The organism is Saccharothrix sp. NRRL B-16348, from assembly GCF_001280085.1.
GTDB lineage: Bacteria > Actinomycetota > Actinomycetes > Mycobacteriales > Pseudonocardiaceae > Actinosynnema.
In genome coordinates this window covers 1-20,221 of the sequence record NZ_LGED01000257.1, presented here as the reverse complement: position 1 = coordinate 20,221, position 20,221 = coordinate 1, and the positions used below count along the sequence as shown (strand labels likewise).

Below are 20,221 nucleotides of genomic sequence, written 5' to 3'. Positions count from 1 at the left end.
TCCCGGCGGCTGCCGGTCAATTTGAAACCTAGGGCCAGCACCGGCCGCCCGGCAAGGACGCCCCGGTTAATTAGACCTAAAGGCGGAATCGGTTCCCACAGGTCGAACACCGCTAGTGCGGCAAGTGCGGCAAACCTTCGGAAAGTTGTCCGAATTCCAGGCACCCCGGCTTGGAATTCGCATTCCGCACAGTTGCGGACACCCGAACGGGTGAACGGTGACCTGGATCACCGTCACGGTGCGATCATCCCTAGACTTCCCCGATCCGACCGGCCGGCGACAAGATGAGGATTACATGCGCATGAGCACCACCGGGCCGCTCCGACGAGAAGACCTCACGTCTTTGTTCACCAAGTCGGGCGAAGTCCGCGAGCAGGTCGGGCTGGAGATCGAGAACGCCGTGGTCGACCCGGACACCGGGTTGGCGGTGCCCTATTCGGGGCCGAACGGCGTCCGCGCCCTGCTCGAAGCGGTGTCCGCCGAGTTCGGCGGCGAGCAGCTGCACGACGGCGAGCACCTGACCGGGGTCAAGACCGACAGCGGCATGATCGTCACCCTGGAGCACGGCGGCGCGCTCGAGTACGCGTCCGCGCCCACCGCCGACCTCGTCACCGCCGTGGAGGACATGCGGGAGACCATGGCGCGGCTGGCCGACCTCGCCGGCGGCCAGGGCCACGCGATCCTGCCGGGCGCGAACCTGCCGTTCAACCGGGTCGACGACGTGCCGTGGGTGCCGAAACCGCGTGGCGCGCTCATGCGCGAGTTCTTCGCGAGCATCGGCGACCGCGGCGCGTGGGGACCCACGGTCATGGCGCTCACCCTGTCCACCCAGGCCACCCTCGACTACACCTCGGACGAGGACCTGGCCGAGAAGGTGCGGATGCACGTGGCGACCTCGCCGGTGGTGTCGGCGCTGTTCGTCAACTCGCCGCTGGAGGGCGGCGAGCTGACCGGCCTGCGGTCCCGCCGCTGCCAGTGCTGGCTGAAGACCGACCCGCGCCGCTGCGGCCTGCTGCCCGCCGGGTTCCAGGAGAAGATGACGCCCGACGACTTCGTCGAGTGGGCGCTGGGCATCCCGATGATCTACCACCAGACCGCGGCGGGCGAGTACCGGCTCGTGGGCGACCGCACGTTCGGCGAGATCCTGGTCGACGGGTTCGCCGACGGCAGCACGCCGACGTGGTCCGACTGGACCTCCCACCTCTCGCAGGTGTGGACCGACGTGCGGGTCCGCGGCACGCTCGAACTGCGCGCGCCCGACGGCCCGCCCTACGCGCACATCCCGGCCGTGCCCGCGCTGTGGGTCGGGCTGACCTACCACCGGCCGTCCCGGATCGCGGCCTGGGAGCTGCTGCGCGACCACTCCGCCGACGACCTCGAACGCACCATCCGCGAGGTGCCCGAGAAGGGCCTGTCGGCCATGGTCGGCGACGTGCCGGCGCGGGAGTTGGGCCGCGAGTTGGTGCGGCTGGCCAAGGAAGGACTGTCCGCCCGGGTCGAGGCGGGGCTGGAGCGCGACGCCGTGCTGGGCTACCTCGACCCGATCGAGGAAGTCCTGGAGACCGGGACCACGTTCGCCGACCACGTCGTCCGCCGCTGGGAGGGCGAGTTCGACCGCGACCCGGCGCGCTACGTCGCCGCCTTCCGCGTCTGACACCCGATCAGGCGACCGGCCCTCGCCTCAACGAGGTGGTGCGGGCCGGATCGCGTTCACCCGCGAGGACGAGCCAGGAACCAGTCGAACAACGCGAACGCCTGCGCCCGCGCCTGTGGCGCGCGTTCGCTCGTCTCCGCGCGCAATGCCGGCACGTCGAGCCCGACGTCGCGGAGGTACTCCTCGTCCCGGTCGATCAACTCGTTCATCTTCGACGGGTCGGCCTCGGGGTGGAACTGCACCGCGATGCTGTTGCGCCACACGTACGCCTGCGGACCGATGTCGGTGCGGGCGACCAGTGTCGCGCCGAGCGGCACGGTGAGCAGGTCGTGGTGCACGACCATCCACGGTCCGGCGCCGACCGGGCCGTCCGGCCACACGTCCAGCTCGACCCAGCCGATCTCGGGCTCCGGCCCTTCCTTCGGCGGCGCGCCCAGGGCCACGCTCATCAGGTGCGCGCCGTAGCAGATGCCCATCACCGGCACACCGGTCCGCACGGCCTCCCGGACCAGGGCGATCTCCCGTTCGCGCGACCCGTCCTCGTCGTCCCGGATCGAGTGCGCCGACCCGAAGGACACCACCCGGTCGTACCCGTCCAGGTCCGGCCACTCACCCGACCGCTCGCGCAGCCGCAGGTCGAACCGGAGGCCGCGCTCCTCGGCCCAGGGCCCGAACCAGCCCGGGTTCGCGTCGGCACCGTCGTTCGACAACGCGAGGACGACCACGCCGTTCCCTCCGTCCGTGGGCGGCTCGATCCGCGAAACGGTCGCGAATTCGGAGGCTAACACCGATCAGCACCCGCCACCCGAGACGCGGTCGTCGTCGACAGCCTGTGGCAGCACCGAAATCTGTTACCGCCAACAGCTGCGTCCCGATGTGCGACGATGCCCACCCGCCGGCGCGGACGACCGCGCCCGTGGCGCTAGACCTGCTCGGCCCGGGTCGAACCGGGCCGGACCGACACGGCGGTCGACTCGCGGAGCACCAGCCGGCACGGGCTGACGTGCCTGCCGGGCGCCGGCTCGCCGTTGATAGCCGCGAGCAGCAGGTCGGCCGCCGTCCGCCCGAGCCCTTCCAGCTCCATGTCGATGCTGGTCAACGGCGGCTGGCAGGCCAGGGCCATGACGTCCCAGTTGTCGAAGCCGACGAGGGCCACGTCGTCGGGCACCTGCCGGCCCGCCGCGCGCAACGCGTCGGCCACCCCGCGCGCGATCTGGTCGCTGCCGCAGAACACCGCGTCGAACTCCTCGGCCGCGCCGAGCAGGATGCCGGTCGCCTGCCTGCCCCACGCCTCGCTCCACTCGCCGAACAGCGGCGCGCCCACGAGGTCGATCCCGGACGCGGCCAGGTGCTGCACGGCGGCGGACGCGCGGACGGCCGCGGAGTGGTGGTGCTCGGGACCGGTGACGTGGGCGATCCGCCGCCGCCCCAGGGCCAGCAGGTGGTCGACGGCCTTGCGCGCGCCGCCCGCCTCGTCGGGCACCACGGAGCAGTCCTCGGGGTCGGTGGAGCTGATGAACGCGTAGACCACCGGAACGGGCAGGTCCACGCCGATGGGCGCGCGGGCCTGCGTGCGGCGGCCGGTGACGATGATGCCGTCGACCCGGCGGCTGAGCAGCGTGCGCAGGTAGTACTGCTCGCGGATCGGGTCGTCGCGCGCGTCGCACAGGAACACCGACATGCGGCCCGCGCCGAGCGAGTCCTCGGCGCCGGTCATCAACGGGATGCTGAACCGGCCGATGGTGTCGGTGGTGATCATCCCGACGGTGTAGGTGCGCCCGGTGTTGAGCGAGAGCGCGGCCGTGTTCGGCTGGAAACCCAGCTCGTCGGCGGCGGACCGGACCCTCCGCCGGGTCTCCTCGCGCAGCGACCCGCGACCGTTGAGCGCCTTGGAGGCGGTGCCGACCGAGACGCCCGCCAGCCGGGCCACGTCGCTGATCGTGGCCGGGCGACCCAGCGACCCAGCGTTTTCCTTCGTTTTCCTCGGCGGCATGGGCGAAGGTTACCCCGTGCAGCCCGCACTGCTGAGTCGAGCGACGAATTAGCGCCTCACAGCACCAGATCTCAGCCTTGACACGGCTCGGCGCCGTCCCTACGTTCTCAAGGCAACCGGTTTCCTAATTTTCCTTCCCACAGCGTCCCCGCCCCAGCCGGACGCGTGGTCGCACGAGGAGACGAGCCAGATGAGTCCACTCACACCGCCCGGGGCACGCCGGAGGCTCGCCACCGCCGCGGCGGCGCTGCTGCTCCTCACCGCGTGCCAGAGCGGCCCGCCCGCCGCGTCGGCGGGCGACACCACCGCCGTGGACGACGGCACCACGGTCACCATGTGGACCAGGTCGCCCACGGCCACGTTCAGCCAGACCCTGGTCGACGCCTACAACGCCGGCCACAAGAACAAGGTCGAGCTGACCGTCTTCCCGGCCGACTCCTACCAGCAGAAGGTCGGCACCGCCGCGGGCGCGAAGCAGCTGCCGGACATCCTCGCCGCCGACGTCGTGTACGCGCCGAACTACGCGGCCAAGGGCGTGTACCTCGACCTCACGGCCCGGGTGGACACGCTGCCGTTCAAGGGCGAGCTCGCGCCCGCGCACGTGGAGGCCGCGACGCACCAGGGCAAGGTCTACGGCGTGCCGCACGACATCGACCTGTCCGCGGTGTTCTACAACAAGGTCTTGTTCAGCCGGGCCGGGCTCGATCCGGAGAACCCGCCGACCACGTTGGACGGCCTGTACGAGGCGGCGAAGAAGGTCGACGCGCTCGGCGACGTGGACGGCTACTTCTTCGGCGGCGCGTGCCCCGGCTGCATGCTGTTCACCACCTGGCCGATGATCTGGGCCGCCGGCGGGACCGTCCTCGACGAGCAGGGCGCCGCCGCGACGCTCGACCACGCCACCGCCGCCGATGTCTACGGCACGATGCGCCGGCTGTACGCCGAGGGCATCGTGCCCGCGTCGGCGAAGAACGAGTCCGGTCCGACGTGGACGCAGCTGTTCGCCGAGGGCAAGATCGGCATCCAGCCGATGGGCGCGACCGCGTTGCAAGGCATGGAAGAAGGGCCTGAACTGCAGATCGGCATCGCGCCGATCCCCGGCCCGAAGGGCGGCCGGTCGTCCTTCGTCGGCGGTGACGTGCTCGGCATCAGCGCCAACTCCACCAAGGCCGCGGCGGCGTGGGACTTCATCTCCTGGACGTTGTCCGAGCAGGCGCAGGTCGAGGTGCTGGCGAAGAACAAGAACATCACCGTGCGCAGCGACCTCGCCGACAACGACCACGCCAAGCAGGACCAGCGGCTGCGGGTGTTCAACCTGCTCGCGAGCGAGGGCCGGACGCCGATCTCGGTGAACTTCGGCAAGACGTTCAACGACACCAACGGCCCGTGGACGGCCGCGGTGACCGACGCGCTGTTCGGCGCCGAGGACGTGGGCGCGACGTTGAAGCGGCACAACGGGACCATCACCGAGTCCTTGGCCGGCAGCTGACGATGGCGACCGTCACGCGGACCCTGCCGCCCGCACCGACCCGTCCCACGCCACCGCGACGCCGCCGGCCGACCATCGCCGGCGCGCGGCGCAGGCTCGGCATCCTCTACGCCAGTCCGATGGCGCTGCTGGTGGTCGTGCTGTTCGTCGTCCCGCTCGTGCTGATGGTGTGGATGTCGTTCAACCACTGGCCGCTGCTGGGCGCCTCGGCGCCGAACGGGGTGGAGAACTACAGCGCGCTGCGGGACCCGTTGTTCCTGCGGGCGGTCGTGTTCACGGTGAAGTACACGGTCGTCACGACGGTGGTGCTCGGTCTCGTCGCGTTCGGGCTCGCGCTGCTGGTGCAGGAGTCGCGGCCCGGCGTCGGCGTCTACCGGACGGCGTTGTTCCTGCCGAGCGTGGTCGGGCTCGCGTCGACCAGCCTGCTGTTCTACGGGCTGTTCAACACCGAGGCGTCACCGTTGAACGAGCTGGTCCGGTACCTCGGGCTGGGCGTGGTCGACTGGCTCGGCTCCACGGACAACGCGCTCGCGTCCACGGTCGGGATGATCACCTGGCGGTTCGCCGGGTTCTACATGCTGATCCTGATGACCGGCCTGCAGGGCATCGACCCGATCCTGTACGAGGCGGCGCGGGCCGACGGCGCGAACCGGTGGCAGATCCTGTGGCGGGTCACGCTGCCGCTGCTTCGGCCGACGCTCGCGTTGACCATGGTGCTGTCGCTGACCGGCTCGCTGCTGGCGTTCGACCAGTTCTTCATCCTCACCGGCGGCAGGCACGAGACCGCCACGGTGGTCATCAGCGTCTACCGCGAGGCGTTCCTGTCCCAGGATCTCGGCCGGGCCGCGGCGGTGTCCGTGGCGATCCTCGCCGTCCTCATCGTCGTCAACGGCGCGCAGCTACGGCTGCTGCGCCGCGGCCGGTGACCGTTCCCACCGCAAGGAGGTTGGGTGCCATGGCACGCGCGCGCACCGCCGGTTTCCACGTCACGGGCTCGGCCCTGGCCGTGCTGTTCCTGCTGCCGATGCTGTGGACGCTGTACTCGTCGGTCAACGGCCGGCGTGCCGCGGACGGCGAGCCGGGCTGGGGCCTGGACAACTACCAGCGGTTGGCCGACTACGGCAGCGGTGTGGGCACGTACCTGGCCAACACGCTGGTGGTGGCGGTGGTCGCGGTCGCGGTCACCGTCGTCACCACCACGCTGGGCGGGTACGCGCTGGCCCGGCTGCGGTTCCCCGGCCACAACCTGCTGTTCATCGTCACGCTGGCCATCCTGATGGTGCCCTACACCACCATCCTCGTGCCGCTGTACATCCTGCTGGGCTGGATCGGCCTGCAGAACTCGCTGGTCGGCCTCGGGCTGGTGCTGGCGATGTTCCAGCTGCCGTTCGGGCTGTTCATGATGCGCAGCTCGTTCGAGGCGCTGCCGCGCGAGCTGGAGGAGGCCGCGCTCATCGACGGCTGCACGCTCGGCGGCGCATTGTGGCGGGTCCTGCTGCGCGGCGTGCTGCCGGCCGTCGTCACGGTCGGCCTGTTCTCGTTCCTGTCCGCCTGGAACGAGTTCGTCGCGCCGCTGATCTTCCTCACCGACGGCGCGAAGTTCACGCTGCCGGTGGCGTTGTTCAACCTCCAGTCCGGCAGCCTCGGGTCGGTCGACTTCGAAGCGCTGCAAGCGGGTGTGGTCACGTCGGCGCTGCCGTGCGTCGTCGTCTTCCTGCTGCTGCAACGACATTACGTACGCGGTTTCACCTCTGGCGCCCTCAAGGGCTGATCTCACGGGCTCGGAAGGAACACCCCATGACCACGCACCAAGGCCCCGTCCAGCCGACCCCGACCGCCACCACCGCACTGCGGCCGGTCGCCCTCGACGGCGTCGCCTTCGCCGCCGACGGCTTCCTCGGCCGGTGGCAGCGCCGCAACGCCACCGGCACCCTGCCGCACTGCGTCGAGCAGCTGGAGGTCTCCGGCGCGCTGGACAACCTGCGGCTGGTCGCCGGCGAGACGACCGGCGAGTTCCGCAACATGTGGTTCGCCGACTCCGACGTGCACAAGACGCTGGAAGCCGCCGCGTGGCAGCTCACCTCGGACCCGAACGACGAACGGCTGCGGGCGTTCGTCGACACGACCGCCGAGCTGCTGGCCAAGGCACAGGGCGACGACGGCTACCTGAACTCCTACTACACCGCAGTGAAGCCGGACCTGCGCTGGCAGGAACTGCACTACAGCCACGAGCTGTACGTCGCGGGGCACCTGATCCAGGCCGCCGTAGCCGCCGCGCGGGCGGGTGTCGGCGCCGAACTGGTCGCGGTCGCCCGCCGCGTGGCCGACCTGGTGGTCGACCACTTCGGCACGCCCGACGGACCCACCCCGCTCGACGGGCACCCCGGCATCGAGACCGCGCTCGTCGAGCTGTACCGGGTGACGGGGCACCGGCCGTACCTCGACCTGGCCCGGCGCATGCTCGACGCGCGCGGGCACGGCCTGCTCGACGGCGACCGCTTCGGCTCGTCCTACCTGGTGGACCACGTGCCGCTGCGGGAGGCCGACGAGGTGGCCGGGCACGTCGTGCGGCAGCTGTACCTGCTGGCGGGCATGGTGGACGTCGCCGTGGAGACCGGTGACGACGAGCTGTTCGACGCCGCCCGCCGGCTGTGGGACGACGCGTTCGGCCGCAAGACCTACCTCACCGGCGCGCAGGGTTCGCGGCACCGCGACGAGGCGTTCGGCGACCCGTACGAGCTGCCGGCCGACCGGGCGTACGGCGAGACGTGCGCGGCGATCGCGAGCGTCCAGTGGAACTGGCGGATGCTGCTGGCCACCGGCGAGTCCCGCTACGCCGACGAGCTGGAACGCGCGCTGTACAACGCGGTGGCGGGCTCGACGTCGTCGGACGGCACGCGCTTCTTCTACGCCAACCCGCTGCACCTGCGCACCGGTCACGACGGCTCGCACGAGGACGCGCCGTCACAGCGCCTGCCCTGGTACGCGTGCGCGTGCTGCCCGCCGAACCTGGCCCGGCTCGTCGCGTCCCTGCACGGCTACACCGCCACCACCGACGACACGGGCGTGCAGCTCCACCTGTACTCGGCGGGCACGGTGCGCGCCGACGTCGGTGAGATCGTCACGCGCACCGAGTACCCGTGGGACGGGCGCGTCGAGCTGGACGTGACCGGGCCTGCCCCGTTCACGCTCGCGCTGCGCGTGCCCGACTGGTGCGCCGAGGTGTCCGTGCTGGTCGACGGCGTGCCGGTGGACGTCCGGCCCGACCGCGGCTACGTGCGGCTGCACCGGGACTGGTCGGCGGGCGCCACGGTCGCGCTCGACCTGGCCATGCCGGTCCGGGTGGTCACCGCGCACCCGCGCGTGGACGCCGTGCGCGGCTGCGTCGCGCTGGCCCGCGGCCCGCTCGTCTACTGCGTGGAGCAGGCCGACCTGCCCGCCGACGTCGTGCTGGAGGACGTGCGGATCGACCCGACCGCGACCGTGACCAGGACCGACGTGCCCGACGTCCCGGTCGCGTTGACCGCTCGCGGCACGGTCGTGCCGCCCGACGGGGACGCGCTGTACCGCACCCACGCCTCGGAGAACGCCGCCGCCGCGCTCACCCTCACCGCGATCCCCTACTTCCTGTGGGACAACCGGTCGCCCGGTCCGATGCGCGTCTGGATCCCGACCACCACCACGGGATGACACACCCCTCTCCCCAACCCCGAACGAGGTGCACGGTGCCAAAGCCGACACTGCGGACCGCGATAGCGGTCTCCGCCCTCGCCGCCACCACCCTGGTGGCGTTACCCCTCCACTCCGCCCAGGCGGCGGGCAGCACGCTGGTGGTCGACGCGGCCGTGCCGTTCCGGCCGGTCACGCACGCCGCCTCCGGTGGCCTGTACGCGTTGGCCGAGAACAACCGGCCGGCGGACTCGATGCTGCTGCCCATCAAACTGCACACCCTGACCCAGCCGCCACCGCGCGTCGGCCAGGCCCCCAACGGCCAGCCGCCCGGCGGTGACGCCCTCCTGGTCGCGCCACAGGCCGACCGCGTGGGTGCCGCCCAGGTCATCCGCATGCCCGACATCTACCGCGACTTCCCCTACCGCTGGGTCAGCTGGAACGACTGGCTGGCCAAGATCGACCAGATCGTCAACGACCGCCTGGCCGCCACCACCGTCAGCAACATCGCCGCGTACGAGATCTGGAACGAGGCCGACTGGACCTGGAACACCGCCGCCGCGGGCGACTTCAACGCGGGGTGGACGCGCACCGTCCAGCGCATCCGCACCCGCGACGCCGTCACGCCCGTCGCGGGCCCCGGTGACTCGCACTGAAACTCCACCCGGATGCGGGCCTTCCTCACCAACGCCAAGAACACCAACACGCTGCCCGACATCGTGATCTGGCACGAGCTCTCCAACTCCAGCTCGCAGATCGCGGCGCACGTCTCGGACTACCGTTCGATCGAGTCGTCCTTGGGCATCAGCCCACGACGCATCTTCATCAACGAGTACGGCGCGACCGACGAGGTCGACGTGCCCGGTCGCACCGCCAACTACATCGCCAAGCTGGAACGGGCCGGAGTCTGGGCCGCCGACCGGACGTTCTGGCACGAGTACGGCACGGTCAACGGCCTGACCCACAACAACCAGCCCACCGCCTCCTGGTGGATGTACAAGTGGTACGGCGACATGGCCGGCAACATGGTGCGCACCACCCCGCGCGCCCAGACCGGCCTGGACGGCTTCGCCTCCTACGACAGCACGCGGAAGCGGGTCGACGTCGTCTTCGGTGACGAGTCCGGCACGAACAACGTCCGCGTCACCGGCCTCAGCGGGCTCGGCGGCACCGTCCGCGTCCGGTTGGAGTCCACCCCTGGGTCGGGCCGCTTCACCAACGTGTCCGCGCCGACCACGATCTCCAACACCACCCACACCGTCACCAACGGGCAGATCACCGTGCCGGTGGCGAACATGTCCGCGACCGCCTCGTACCACCTCGTGGTCGAGCCGACCAGCGGCGTGCCCGCCTACCAGCAGCGGTACGAGGCGGAGAACGCGTCGGTGTTCCGCGCCGAACGGCTCTCCGCGAGCAACGCGTCCAACGGCGGGTACGTCGGGCGCATCGACAACACCGGCGACCCCCGCGCGGCCAGCTACGTCGACTTCATCGTCAACGTCCCGACGGCCCGCGGCTACACGATGACCATCGGGTACGCCAACGGCACCGGGGCGACCGCGACGCACGGCCTGGCCTACAACGGCAGCGCGTGGTCGACGGTGAGCTACCCGGCGACGGCCGGGTGGAGCCAGTTCGGCACGGTCAACACCACCGTCAACCTCAAAGCCGGCTACAACGTGATCCGCCTGGCGAAGGGCTCACCCCACTTCGCCGGCGGCACCGGGTACGCGGAGCTGGACTACATCCAGCTGACCTGACCCCGCAGCGACATCGGCCTGGTCCAGGACCGACCAGACCACGTGCTGGAGCACGGCCCAGGACGCCACCTACGCGGCCCGGGTTCTCCGGCGGTCTCCCGCAGCCAGGTGGCGGCCTGGCCGTGGGAGACCGCTCGCGGCCGGGCTCGGTCAGCGGCGGTTGATCCGGTCGAACGACGCCGGTTCGCGCGTCGTCGTCACGGTCGCCACCGCCGGCTTGCCCGCGCTGAACACCCAGGTGCGGAACAGCTCGTCCAGGTCACGGCCCGCGACCTGTTCGGCGTGCGCGGCGAACTCGGCCGACGTGGCGTTGGCGTGCGCCTTGCGCTCGGCCCACGTCCGCAGCGTCCGGAAGAACACCTCGTCGCCGACCTCGGTCCGCAACGCCTGCAACGCCAGCGCGCCGCGCTCGTGCACCGCCGCCCCGTAGAGATACCGGGTCGTCGGGTCGGCCACCGCCACGTCCCAGATCTCGTGGTCGGCCGCGTAGTAGCGGTACGTCCAGTCCGCGATCTCGCGCGCCGTGCCCTCGCCGTTCGCCTCGGACCACAGCCACTGCGCGTAGGTCGCGAAACCCTCGCTCAGCCAGATGTCGCTCCACCGGCTGATCGACACCGAGTTGCCGAACCACTGGTGCGCCATCTCGTGCGCGACGACGTAGGTGTTCGGGCCGTCGCGGAACGCGCCCGCCGGGTACGCCGGCCGGGTCTGCGTCTCCAGCGGCAACGACCGGAACGGCGTCACCAGGCCGCCCATCTCCCCCATCGGGTACGGGCCGAACTTGCCCTCCAGGAACCGCACCACCTCGGGCGTGCGCTCCACGCTCTCCTGGGCCGCGGTGCCCCTCAGCGCGGTCGAGTAGGCGTTGAGCACCGGCTTGCCGTCGGCGGTGGTGGACCGCCGGAGGTCGAACTGGCCCATCGCCAGGAACGTCACGTGCGGCGCCTGCGGCCGGTCGCTGGACCAGTTCCACGCGACCCGACCGCCCGCCTGCGGCTCGGTGCCGACCAGCGTGCCGTTGGAGATGGCCTCCATCCCGCTCGGCACGGAGATCGACACGTCGTAGGTGGCCTTGTCGCTGGGGTGGTCGTTGACCGGGTACCACCACGGGGACATCGTCGGCGCGGCGATCGCCAGCGCGCCGTCCGCCGTCTGCCGCCACTTCGTGATCGGCGACTCCGCGTGGGTCCACGACGGCGACACCGAGTACCCGACCTCGACCGTCACCGACGCGCCCGCGGGCACGTCGCCGCCCGCGCCCACCAGCATCTGGCCGTTGTGCTGCGCCGCTCCGACGTCCCGCCCGTCCACCTTGGCCCACCGCCCGGGCAGCCAGAAGTCGAAGTAGAACCCCGACATCTCCCGCAGGGTGGTCAGGCGGATGGTCGCGGTGCCGGTCAGCACGTCCGTGGTCGGCTCGTAGGACAGCCGCAGGTCGTAGTGCTGGACGTCGTAGCCCTCGTTGCCGGCGCTCGGGAAGTACGGGTCGCCCAGGCCCGGGCGCGGATCGGCCGCGTAGGCGGGTGTCGCCGATAACACCAGCGCCGCGACGACCAGCCCGGACAGCATCGCTTTCACGTGTAATCCTCCTCCGTCGAGGGGGCAGGTGCGCGCCCTCGTCACGAAGACGTCACGAGAGGTGATCATGTTGCGCCCGGGAGTTCTTCACCACGGCGTGCAACGGATCGGCGGGGTCGCCCGTTGAGGGGCGTGATCACAAGCCGAGTGGCGGATCGGGAGAGAGCCGATGGAGTTCGCTGAGTACGTGGTCGGGCGGCGCCCGGCGCTGATGCGGTTCGCCACGGTGCTGACCTGCCAGACCTGGCTGGCCGAGGACATCGTCAGCGACGTGCTCGGCCGCGCCTTCGAGCGGTGGGACCGGATCTCGGTGATGGCCGAGCCGCACGCCTACGTGCGGCGGATGGTCGTCAACGAGTACCTGTCCTGGCGACGGCGGCTGGCCCGCACGTCGCCGAGGGCCGAGGTCGCCGAGGACGTGCCGGTCGGCGACGGCTCCGACGAACGGGCGGCGCGGGACGCGATGATCCGCCGACTGGCCCGCCTGCCCCGGCGGCAGCGGGCGGCGGTGGTGCTGCGCTACTACGCCGGCCTGCCGGACGCCGAGATCGCCGTCGAGCTGGGCTGCCGGGTGACGACGGTGCGCAGCCAGATCTCCCGGGCGCTCGCGACCCTCCGCGTCGACCTGACCGCCAACCCCCACACCTACCAGGAGACGAGATGACCGACCTGCGCGCGCTCAACGACGCCTTCGAGGAACTGGAACGGCGGGCCGACGCCGCGACCGCCCGCATGCCGCTCGGCCTCCCGCCGCGCACGCGTCCCGCCGCGTCCTGGTCGCGCACCCGGCTGGTGCCGATCACCCTCGCGGCGGCCGTGGTGGCAGGTGTGGCGACCGGCGCGGTGCTGCTCGTGCCGACGAACGACCCCGGCTCGCAGACCGGCCTGCTCGCCGCGTCCTCCACCCCGCCGCCCGTCACGACCACGTCGACACCGCCGCCGCCTCCCGCCCACGAGAGCCCCGAGGTGCTGGCGGAGCGGTTCCGGGCCGTGCTCGGCGACCTGGGGACGTTCGTCGTGACCGAGACGGGGCCCGGCGCGTCGGTGATGACCCTGCCCGCGGGCCCGCTCACCGGTGCGCCGACCACCCTCGACCCCGAGCCGACCAAGCAGGTGGGTTCGTCGATCGTCGGCACGCTCACCGCGACCGGCGTGACCGGCGGCTTCGACCTGCTCATGTACCCGGGCAGGGCGGGCGACAAGGCCCAGTGCGCCCTGCCGGACGAGCCGAGCTGCACCGTGCGCGACCTGCCCGACGGCTCGACGCTGGCCACCGGCCAGTTCGGCCTGGAGGGCTCCGGCGTGACCAACGAGGTCAAGCTCATCCGCCCGGACGGCTTGGTGTTCGGCATGCACGTCAGCAACCGGCAGTCGCCGAAGGGCAGCGGCCCCGTGCTCGCCGGGCACCCGCCGCTGACCGTCGAGCAGTTGGTGGCGATCGCCACCTCCGACCGCTGGTGACGGCCGCGACCCGGGAACGGCGCTGAACGTGGTGGTGGGGATCGCGGACCGGACCGCGATCCCCACCGACGTGATCAGCCCCTGAGGCGGTAAGCCCGCAGGACGGTCTGGTCGATCGTGTTGCCGTCCGTGTCGGAGGCGACGACGCGCAGCGAGACGTACCCGCCGGCCTTGCCGCCGGCCGGGACCACCGACCTCACCGGCGTCCAGCTCGCGCCGTCGTCGAACGACGCGAACGCCTTGAGCTCGCGCACGGTCGCCTTGCCCGCGCCCGCCTGCCGCGACACGGTGAACCGCACCGGCAGCGGCAACCCGGCCCGGGCGCTGTTGCGGAGGTCGAGCGGGATCTCGTAGTCCACCTGCAACAGCGGCAGCTTGCCTTCCGCCGTGCCCGCGCTGGTGAAGCCCCACGTCGAGTGCACGTTCGTGGACAGCTCCACCTGCGGCGCGCCGCGTGCGGCGTCGACGGAGAGCTCGTAGCGGCCGGGCTCGGCGGGCACCTCCCACCGGCCCTGCCGCGGGTCGCCGGTGAACCCGAGCGACACGCCGTCCCGCCTGAGGTCCATGCTGCCGTAGCCGGTGGCCACCCAGGACTCGACGGCGCTGCCGGTCGCGAACGGCGAGACCTTCGCCTCGATCGCGTCGCCGGTGCGGGTCACGCCGCCGCCGGCCGCCCACTGCACGACCGACGTCCCGCCGAGCCGCGGCGCGGCGACCGCGGCGTTCCAGTCACGCCGGTACTGCCTGCCCGGCTCGAACACGGCCGGTTCGAGGTCGGACCAGATGCCGACCAGCGGGTCGCGCGCGTCCACACCGAACATGCGGCCGACGAAACCCTCCTGGTACCAACCGATGTCGTGGCCCGCGCTGTAGAACTCGGTGCGGGCGACGGGTGCGACCAGCGCCTCGTCCAGCAGCACGCCCAGGCCGTTCACGGCGGCGCCGCGGACCATCGGGTACAGGCGCTGGCGGACCAGGCCGTCGCCGCCCGACGACCGGTAGCGCGCCTTGACCTCGGCCAGCTCGCCGCGCTTCACCCGGTACGCCTTGCCGGCCGGCAGCGCGCCCTGTTCCGGGAAGAACAGGTTGTAGCTGACCGGCGACGAGTCGATCGCGTCGATCGCGACCTCGCGCCCGATCGGCAGCTGCTCCGCGCCGTGGTCGGACGCGGACAGCACCGGCAGCGCGAGCTGCGCGGCGTTCGGGAACGGCAACGGCCCGAGCAGCAGCACGGCCGCCGCGCCCGCGTCCTTCAGCTGCTGCGCCACGGCGTAGAGGTCTTCGTCGCCGCTCTCGACCACGACGAGCGCCCCCTTGACCTCACCGTCACGCCGGGCCGTGCGGAGCCTGTGCGTGCCGGGCGTGAAGTACGGGCTCGCGTCGGCGTACCGCACCGGCAGGCCGAACCCGCCCAGCGCCACCCGCGGCCGTGCGGCCTTGAGCGTGGTCGAGTAGGTCAGCTGCGGCAACGGGTCGCCGAACGCCAGGCCGTACACCGGCGTGGAACCCTCGATCGGGCCGCTGACACCGGAGGTCTTGCCCGGCTCCATGGGCACGCTCAGGTCGACCTCGCGGTGCAGCGGTCGCACGCCTCCGTCGTCCAGCTCGACCGTGATCGGCTTGCCCGCCGCCGCGTCCAGCTCGACGTTCACGTCCGCGGCCAGCGAGACCTTGCCCGCGACCTCGGTGACCGAGATCGGCGTGTACCAGCTCGCGAGCGCGGAGTGCTGCTCGACGCGGCCGAGCACGGCGTAGTCGGAGACCGGGAGCTTGACCGTGCCGCGGCCGGTGGCGTCCAGCGCGAGGGTGCTTGACCTGCCGGACTCCAGGTCGACCAGCAGCAGGTACTCGTCGAGCGGCGCCTTGCCGTCGCGCCCGGTGATCGTGACGGTGAGCGCGTGGCGTTCCTCCTGCACGTACGCGCCCACCGACGTGGTCAGGCTGACGCCGTCGGCGGTCGCCTCGACGTGCCCGAAGAACGTGCCGAGACCCTTGCGCGGGTCCAGTCGCACGATCACCGGCGCGCTGCCGTGCGCGGGCACGGTGACGCTCGACGGCACGGTGAAGTCGCCGCCGAGGTCGTGCCGCAGTGCCAACGTGACGGGCTGGTCGCCGTCGTTGTGGTAGGTGATCGTCTTCTCGTGAACGGTGGTGTGCGGCCACTCCACCAGCCCGAACGAGAGGCTGCCGACGTCCGCCCGCACCCGCTGCTCGACGGCGCGCCGCACGTCCAGCAACCCCGTGCCGACGTGGTCGGGCGAGTCGGCGACCGGCTTGACCGAGGCCATCAGGTGCGCCTTGAGCTGCGGCGCGGTCCACGTGGGATGGCGTTGCGCCAGGATCGCGGCGGCGCCCGCCACGTGCGGCGCGGCCATCGACGTGCCGGTCAGCCGGGCGTGCAGGTCGCCGACCGCCTCGTCCGGCAACGTGCCGCTCGCCCGTGCCGCCACGATGTCCGTGCCCGGCGCGGCGATGTCGGGCTTGACCGCGTAGTCGCGGAAGCGCGGCCCGCGCGAGGACGACTCGTTCAGCTGTCCCTGCTTGGTGAGGTTCGCGACCGCCAGCGCCTCGTTCGCCGCGGCGGGGGTCGAGACCTTGCGGTAGGTGTAGTCGTTGCCCGCCGCGACGACGAACAGCGTGCCGGTCTCGGCCGTGAGCCGGTCCACGGCCTGCGACAGCGGGTCGGTGCCGTCGGTCTGGTCGCCGCCGAGGCTCAGGTTGACGACCTTGGCCCGCACCTCGCGGGCGGCCCACTCCATGCCCGCGATGACCGCGCTCTCCGGGCAGCCCCACGTGCCGCAGACCCGGCCGACGGCGAGCTTCGCGCCCTTGGCGACCCCGGTGTACGTGCCGCCGCTGCCCGCGACGGTGGCCGCGACGTGCGTGCCGTGGCCGACGTTGTCCTGGATGCCCTCGCCGGTGAAGTCCCGGGAGGCCACGACGACGTCCTTCAGCTCCGGGTGCTGCTGGTCGTAGCCGGTGTCCAGGACGGCGACGGTGACCCCGCCGCCGTCGAACCCGGCCTGCCAGGCGCCCGGCGCGCCCACCATCGGCACGCTCTGGTCGAGCGTGATCCGCGCCTTGCCGTCCAGCCAGAGCTTGCCCGCGCTCTGGACGCCGACGCGGCGGTCGGCCCACCGGCGCGCGGCCTCCGCCTTCACGATCGCGGCCGACGCCCGCGGCCCGTCCGCGAGCAGCGGGATCCGGTCGGTCGTCGCGTCGTCGTAGCCGAAGTCGAGCAGCGCCGTGACGTCGAAGAACCGCTTGTCGATCCGGTCGCGCGCCAACTCCGCGAGCGCGTCCTCCGGCACCACGAACTGGTGGCCCTCTTCGACGTACCGGACGAACCGCGCGCCCGGCCGTCCCTCGATGCGGACGAGCGCACCCTTCTCGTCCACGACCACCTTGTCACCGGTGATCAACGTGATGGCCCGGGCGGCGGCCCCGACCTCCGGCGCCGCCTGTGCCGCCACCGGGCTCAGCAGCCCGGCCGCCAGCAAGGCGACCACCATCCAGCGTGCTAGGCGCACGTGTCCTCCCCAGTCGTGAACGCGCTTCCCCGATGGAGACTCGCGACCGCGCTCACAGGTTGCACCGCGCGGTGATCCCGGTCGTCCGCGAACCCGCACGCGGGCCCGTCCTGAAGAACCCGGCGACTTCTGTCACCGTGGTAACGATGGAACGGACGATGACCGCGGCGGTGCTCACCCGGCACGGAGGGCTCGACGCCCTCCAAGTGCGCGACGACTGGCCCGTGCCCGTCCCCGGTGAGGGCGAGGTGCTGGTCCGGGTGACGGCGGCGGCGGTGAACAACACCGACATCTGGACCAGGGAAGGCGCGTACGGCCTGCCCGGCCGACCGGAAGCGCTGGCGGGGTGGCGTGGCCCGCTGACGTTCCCGCGCGTGCAGGGTGGCGACATCGCGGGCGTGGTCGACGCGGTCGGGCCCGGGGTGCCGGGTGAGCTGACGGGGCGGCGGGTCCTGGTCGACCCGGCGATCTACCGGGACGGGGGCCCGCACGCGCCGCCGGTCGGGCTGCTCGGCAGCGAGGCCGACGGTGGTTTCGCCGAGCACGTCGTCGTCCCCGCCGACCAGGCGCACGACGTCACGGCGTCACCGCTGACCGACGACCAGCTCGCCTGCCTGCCCGTGGCCTACGGCACCGCGATGGGCATGCTCGAACGCGCCGACCTCCGGGCCGGTGAGGCGGTGCTGGTCACCGGCGCGTCCGGCGGCGTCGGGCTGGCGCTCGTGCAGCTCGCCGCCGCACGCGGGGCGCACGTCCTGGCCGTCACCAGCTCCGCCAAGGCCGACTTGGTCGCCGAAGCCGGCGCGAGCCGGGTCGTCACCCGGGACGTCGGCGACGTCGCCGAGCAGGTGCGCGCGATCGTGCCGTCCGGGTTGGACGCGGTCGCCGACGTCGCCGGTGGCCCGGACCTGGCTGCCCTGCTGCCGCTGCTGCGCGACGACGGGCGGTGGGTGATCGCGGGCGCGGTCGCGGGACCGGTGGTGACGTTCGACCTGCGCCGGCTCTACCTGCACAACATCGCCCTGATCGGCTCGTCCATGCACACCCGGGAGCACTTCGCCAAGCTCGTCGAGACCGCGCGCGCCGGTGCGATCAGTCCCCGCGTCGCCGGGCGGCACGACCTCGCCGCCGTCCACGAGGCGCAGCGGCGGTTCCGCGAGGGCCGGCACGTCGGCAAGATCGTCATCCTGCCCTGACCGACGTGCCGGCCCCGCTCAGATCGCGGAGCAGTCGGCCTTGTCGGTCCAGTCCGTGCCGCACCGGTAGAGCGCGAAGGGCGTGGTGTAGCCGTAGCGGGCGCCCAGGGTGTTGTACTCGCCGACGTCGATCCGCTGTGCCAGGTAGTGGTCCGTCGCGGTGGCGGTGATCGTGTCGGTGTAGGGCGGGCGGACGGTCGTCGCGGTGGGGTTGGTCGGGCCGGTGCCGCCGCCGTCGATGCCCCAGAAGCGGGCGAGGTGGTAGGCGGCGCAGACGTTGACGTCGAGCATGTACGCGGCGGTGCCGCCGCACTGGGTGGCGCCCGTGCCGGGATCGACGGGCTGGCCGTGGTTCATGCCGGTGATCGAGTAGTGCTCGACCGTGCCGCCGTACACGCGGTGCGGGTAGCCGGCCACGGTGTCGCTCACGTCGGGGGTCTGGTCGGTGCCGTTGACGTTGGTCCACTGCTCGACCAGCTCGGTGCCGTTGAGCGGTCGCACGGTGGTGTCGGCGGAACCGTGCCAGATGGACACCTTCGGCCGCGGGCCGGAGTGCGCGAACGCCGCGCGGACCTTGTCGCCCCACTGGGCGGGGCTGAGGTTCGTGCCGGGGTTCATGCAGCCGAACGCGCCCGCCACCGAGGTGGCGCACTGGTAGGGCAGCCCGGCCACGATGCCGCCGCCGGAGAACACGTCCGGGTAAGTGGCGAGCATGACCGCGGTCATCGCGCCGCCCGCGGACAGCCCGCTGACGTACGCGGACGTAGCGCCGTTGTCCTGCTTGGCCTTGTCCACCATCTGCTTGATCGACAGCGCCTCGCCCGAGCCGCGGCGGGTGTCGCCCGGCTCGAACCAGTTGAAGCAGGAGTTGGCGTTGTTCTGCGACTTCTGCTGGGGCAGCACGACGGTGAACTTCCAGCGCTCGGCCAGGGACAGCCAGCCGGTGGCCGGGCCGTAGCCGGTGGCGTTCTGCGTGCAGCCGTGCAGGGCGACGACGACCGGGCGGCCGGCGGGCAGCCCGGCGGGCACGTAGCGGAACATCTGCAGGTTGCCCGGGTTCGTCCCGAAACCCGTGACCTCCTGCAGGGTCGCGGCGGCGGCGGGTCGTGCCGACGGGACGAGGGAGACCACGGCGGCCAGCACCACGGCCACCGCCGCGACGAGGGCCGCGGCGGGGCCGCGAACGGCCGGGACAGGGCGACGATCCGACATGGGCGCATCCTCCACGTTGAGTGATGGCGATCACGTGCGATACGCCGACGCTAGGAGCCCGGCGGGCCGTTCGTCGCTGGTGGACCGCCCCACTCTTCAGCCGACGCCGGTGTGGTGGTGCCACATCGTCGACACCGGCTCCGATACTTTCGTAAACCGGAGAAGGTAGTGCCGTTGGCCGTCCGTACGGCCCTACCTGCGCTCTTGCGTCTCTATAGGTGAATTTCCATCCTTGACTCAGGCGATCATCCGCTTTAGTTTTCGAAAGCGTCAAACGATCGTGTCGCAACTTTCGATCCCCCGCCGGCGCACCGCCCGGCCGCGAGTGAAGCCCGCACGTGCTCGACCCGGCCGCTCCCGACGCGCGGGCGGCCCCCGCACCGGAGCAGTACCGGTCCGGTCGACCCCTTGGAGGAAGTGATGTCCAGAACTGCTGTCACCGCTGCCGGCAGGCCGGTGGCACGAGGAGGGCCGCGCCGCGTCGCGGCCCTGGCCGGTGCGGTCGGGCTGATCGGCGCGTTGGCCGTCGTCCTGCCGAGCGTGGCCAGCGCCGGCACCACGCTGGGCGCGTCCGCCGCGGAGAGCGGCCGGTACTTCGGCACCGCGGTCGCCGCGAGCAAGCTGGGCGACTCGACCTACGTCGGGATTCTCAACCGTGAGTTCGACATGGTCACGGCCG

Annotated in this window: 15 protein-coding genes and 1 pseudogene; 11 read left to right on the top strand and 5 right to left on the bottom strand. The window is 72.0% G+C overall.

Going from position 1 to position 20,221, the window contains the following annotated elements:
• Positions 1–301 precede the first annotated feature (301 nt).
• Positions 302–1,654 carry a glutamate-cysteine ligase family protein gene (locus tag ADK67_RS42130; protein WP_157621542.1) on the top strand — a complete coding sequence of 451 codons (1,353 nt, stop codon included), beginning with the start codon at positions 302–304 and terminating at the stop codon, positions 1,652–1,654.
• A 56-nt stretch (positions 1,655–1,710) separates the two neighbouring features.
• On the opposite strand, the gene ADK67_RS42125 is transcribed toward ADK67_RS42130, so the two are convergent.
• Together ADK67_RS42125 and ADK67_RS42120 are read right to left on the bottom strand one after the other, a co-directional pair.
• Entirely contained in the window at positions 1,711–2,442 is a 732-nt protein-coding gene (locus tag ADK67_RS42125; protein WP_082404665.1) for a type 1 glutamine amidotransferase, read from the bottom strand.
• A 134-nt stretch (positions 2,443–2,576) separates the two neighbouring features.
• Positions 2,577–3,584: a LacI family DNA-binding transcriptional regulator gene (locus ADK67_RS42120; protein ID WP_231648627.1), complete on the bottom strand. Its 1,008-nt coding sequence runs from the start codon at positions 3,582–3,584 to the stop codon at positions 2,577–2,579.
• Between the two features lie 253 nt (positions 3,585–3,837).
• Between ADK67_RS42120 and ADK67_RS42115 the strand changes: the two genes are divergently transcribed.
• Genes ADK67_RS42115 through ADK67_RS53120 form a run of 6 tightly spaced genes read left to right on the top strand, consistent with a single transcriptional unit; the run spans position 3,838 to position 10,565 of the window.
• Complete coding sequence (locus ADK67_RS42115) at positions 3,838–5,136, top strand: ABC transporter substrate-binding protein (RefSeq protein WP_053722199.1); 1,299 nt, start codon at positions 3,838–3,840, stop codon at positions 5,134–5,136.
• Between the two features lie 2 nt (positions 5,137–5,138).
• Positions 5,139–6,062, top strand: a complete 924-nt coding sequence (locus ADK67_RS42110; RefSeq protein WP_053722198.1) for a carbohydrate ABC transporter permease — start codon at positions 5,139–5,141, stop codon at positions 6,060–6,062.
• 29 nt (positions 6,063–6,091) lie between these two features.
• Complete coding sequence (locus ADK67_RS42105) at positions 6,092–6,907, top strand: carbohydrate ABC transporter permease (protein ID WP_053722197.1); 816 nt, start codon at positions 6,092–6,094, stop codon at positions 6,905–6,907.
• A gap of 26 nt (positions 6,908–6,933) precedes the next feature.
• The gene (locus ADK67_RS42100; protein ID WP_053722196.1) at positions 6,934–8,826 is read left to right on the top strand and encodes a glycoside hydrolase family 127 protein; all 1,893 of its coding nucleotides are present in this window, start codon (positions 6,934–6,936) and stop codon (positions 8,824–8,826) included.
• Positions 8,827–8,861: 35 nt separating this feature from the next.
• Positions 8,862–9,461 carry a hypothetical protein gene (locus ADK67_RS53125; protein ID WP_197289886.1) on the top strand — a complete coding sequence of 200 codons (600 nt, stop codon included), beginning with the start codon at positions 8,862–8,864 and terminating at the stop codon, positions 9,459–9,461.
• Positions 9,462–9,473: 12 nt separating this feature from the next.
• Positions 9,474–10,565 carry a carbohydrate-binding protein gene (locus ADK67_RS53120; protein ID WP_197289885.1) on the top strand — a complete coding sequence of 364 codons (1,092 nt, stop codon included), beginning with the start codon at positions 9,474–9,476 and terminating at the stop codon, positions 10,563–10,565.
• Positions 10,566–10,715: 150 nt separating this feature from the next.
• Here the strand turns inward: ADK67_RS53120 and ADK67_RS42090 are convergent, their stop codons facing one another.
• On the bottom strand, positions 10,716–12,134 hold the full coding sequence (locus ADK67_RS42090; RefSeq protein ID WP_231648638.1) for a M1 family metallopeptidase: 1,419 nt from the start codon (positions 12,132–12,134) through the stop codon (positions 10,716–10,718).
• 178 nt (positions 12,135–12,312) lie between these two features.
• Here ADK67_RS42090 and ADK67_RS42085 point away from each other — a divergent pair, with 178 nt between their 5' ends.
• Both ADK67_RS42085 and ADK67_RS42080 read left to right on the top strand, forming a co-directional pair.
• Positions 12,313–12,807 carry a SigE family RNA polymerase sigma factor gene (locus tag ADK67_RS42085; protein ID WP_053722194.1) on the top strand — a complete coding sequence of 165 codons (495 nt, stop codon included), beginning with the start codon at positions 12,313–12,315 and terminating at the stop codon, positions 12,805–12,807.
• Positions 12,804–13,604 carry a hypothetical protein gene (locus ADK67_RS42080; RefSeq protein ID WP_053722193.1) on the top strand — a complete coding sequence of 267 codons (801 nt, stop codon included), beginning with the start codon at positions 12,804–12,806 and terminating at the stop codon, positions 13,602–13,604. Before ADK67_RS42085 ends, ADK67_RS42080 begins: the two co-directional genes overlap by 4 nt.
• Positions 13,605–13,678: 74 nt before the next feature.
• Here the strand turns inward: ADK67_RS42080 and ADK67_RS42075 are convergent, their stop codons facing one another.
• Positions 13,679–17,134, bottom strand: a complete 3,456-nt coding sequence (locus ADK67_RS42075; protein WP_157621539.1) for a S8 family serine peptidase — start codon at positions 17,132–17,134, stop codon at positions 13,679–13,681.
• A 146-nt stretch (positions 17,135–17,280) separates the two neighbouring features.
• On the opposite strand from ADK67_RS42075, the gene ADK67_RS42070 reads away from it, so the two are divergent.
• Complete coding sequence (locus ADK67_RS42070; RefSeq protein ID WP_331459406.1) at positions 17,281–18,330, top strand: zinc-binding dehydrogenase; 1,050 nt, start codon at positions 17,281–17,283, stop codon at positions 18,328–18,330.
• Between the two features lie 18 nt (positions 18,331–18,348).
• Here the strand turns inward: ADK67_RS42070 and ADK67_RS42065 are convergent, their stop codons facing one another.
• On the bottom strand, positions 18,349–19,542 hold the full coding sequence (locus ADK67_RS42065) for an extracellular catalytic domain type 1 short-chain-length polyhydroxyalkanoate depolymerase (protein ID WP_082404663.1): 1,194 nt from the start codon (positions 19,540–19,542) through the stop codon (positions 18,349–18,351).
• Between the two features lie 420 nt (positions 19,543–19,962).
• On the opposite strand from ADK67_RS42065, the pseudogene ADK67_RS53115 reads away from it, so the two are divergent.
• Positions 19,963–20,221 (top strand): annotated as a pseudogene (locus tag ADK67_RS53115) (hypothetical protein); the annotation flags it as partial.